Source organism: Vibrio sp. Vb1337, assembly GCF_033338715.1.
Classification (GTDB): domain Bacteria; phylum Pseudomonadota; class Gammaproteobacteria; order Enterobacterales; family Vibrionaceae; genus Vibrio; species Vibrio alginolyticus.
The window spans coordinates 1-1,005 of sequence record NZ_JAWOTD010000314.1 but is presented as its reverse complement, the minus strand read 5'-3'; the positions used below and the strand labels follow the sequence as shown (position 1 = coordinate 1,005).

Sequence of the window (1,005 nt, the reverse complement as noted above, 5' to 3'; positions counted from 1 at the left end):
GCGATAGAACTCCGTTCGTTCAACGGACGTCTCTGGCCAATCAGAGAGTTCAATTCGTTGGCCTTGTAATAGTCTGGTTTTGCCTCGGTAGAGCTTCCTCGCTTTATTAATGGTCAACGCGTCAAACTGAGCGTTAAGTGAAAAAATGGCGTAACTTTCTGCGGCAAATGCCTGATGGCTCCAAGGCAACAAAAATATAAGCAGCAAACAGGCGGAGACCAGTAGTCGCAGCGCTCGTTGATTATGAGGGGGGAGAATCATGCTCATGTGTGGCTCGCCTACATTACGTTTTCGATTTGATGCAACAGTTTCTCCTTTCTCACTGGTTTAGGCACATAAGCGTCCATCCCGGAGTCAAAACAGCGTTGAATATCGTCGTCGACCACACTGGCTGTTAGCGCGATGATCGGCGTTTTTTCGAGTCCTAAGCTTGCTTCATAAGCGCGGATCTGTTTCGTTGCTTCGAAGCCATCCATCACTGGCATCATGCAGTCCATTAAAATGATGTCGAAGCCACCATCGCGCTGGAACATCTCCACTGCGATCTGGCCATTTTCCGCGACTTCAAACTGATAGCCAGCCTTGCTTAACAGTAAAGAAGCAACTTTTTGATTCACCCGGTTATCTTCCACCAATAAAATCCGTTCACGTCGCATTGGCGCAGCACTTAACGTCTCACCAACGCGTTGTTTAAATTCGGGTTCTTCAAAAGCGGTCAAGCTTGATTGGTTGAGCTTTGTCGATGCAGTTACGGGAAGTCGCAACCCAACGGCTTTATCAAGTTTCTCTTTGAGCAAATCCGCCTTAAACGGTTTTGGTACGTAGTCGTCCATGCCGACGTCAAAACACTTTTGAATATCGTCATCAACAACGCTTGCTGTTAACGCGATGATAGGAATGCGGAACGTTCGATTTTCTTTCTGCTCTATTTGTCGGATTTGTTTAGTTGCCTCAAACCCATCCATCACCGGCATCATGCAGTCCATCAAAATCAGACAGTATTGG

1 protein-coding gene and 1 pseudogene are annotated in these 1,005 nt (G+C 47.0%); both read right to left on the bottom strand.

Features of this window, described 5'->3' with window-relative positions; translation table 11 throughout:
* Positions 1-267, bottom strand: a pseudogene (locus R7E42_RS25880) (hypothetical protein); the annotation flags it as partial.
* Between the two features lie 11 nt (positions 268-278).
* A partial coding sequence (locus R7E42_RS25875) for a response regulator (protein ID WP_318073369.1) occupies positions 279-1,005 on the bottom strand: 727 nt, incomplete at its 5' end.